This is a genomic window from Paenibacillus sp. MER 180, from assembly GCF_023713665.1.
GTDB lineage: Bacteria > Bacillota > Bacilli > Paenibacillales > Paenibacillaceae > Paenibacillus_B > Paenibacillus_B suaedae.
Genome location: NZ_JAMAVT010000062.1, coordinates 1 through 610, shown reverse-complemented (window position 1 = coordinate 610; position 610 = coordinate 1). Strand labels below are relative to the sequence as shown.

Below are 610 nucleotides of genomic sequence, written 5' to 3'. Positions count from 1 at the left end.
CGGATCAATGCTTGCTTACAGCTCCCCGAGGCATTTCGTTGTTCGCCACGTCCTTCATCGGCTCCTGGTGCCTAGGCATCCTCCGTGTGCTCTTACTAGCTTAACCTAGATAAGGTTGTTTAAAAGTCCCCTTTTGATCACGAAGGATTTCAGGGTGTCACTCGGCATCGAATCTTGCATTCAGTTTCGAAATCCGGTGCTCATGCAGCCTCAACTGCACTCCGCTCCTCTTTCTTCAACTTCAAGCAACCTTCTCGGTGCTGAAAAGTGACCTTTTAAACCTTTATTTTAAAGGATGATTCTAAGACACTTTACTTTCGCGATTCAGTTTTCAAGGTACAATAAAAAGATGAAAATATATGGTGGAGCCAAGCGGGATCGAACCGCTGACCTCCTGCTTGCAAGGCAGGCGCTCTCCCAGCTGAGCTATGGCCCCATATATAAGTTCCATCAAAACTGACAACGAGCAATCGTTTGGTTTGAAAGCTTTGCTTCCTTGTGTCTCCGTCGCAGGAGACAAAATCCTTAGAAAGGAGGTGATCCAGCCGCACCTTCCGATACGGCTACCTTGTTACGACTTCACCCCAATCATCTACCCCACCTTCGGCGG

General features: G+C 48.0%; 1 tRNA gene and 2 rRNA genes. All 3 read right to left on the bottom strand.

The window, feature by feature from the left end:
• Nucleotides 1-106, bottom strand: a 23S ribosomal RNA gene (locus M3661_RS29820); the annotation flags it as partial.
• Between the two features lie 254 nt (nucleotides 107-360).
• A tRNA-Ala gene (locus tag M3661_RS29815) sits at nucleotides 361-436 on the bottom strand.
• Nucleotides 437-529: 93 nt separating this feature from the next.
• Nucleotides 530-610: ribosomal RNA gene (locus tag M3661_RS29810) — 16S ribosomal RNA — on the bottom strand; the annotation flags it as partial.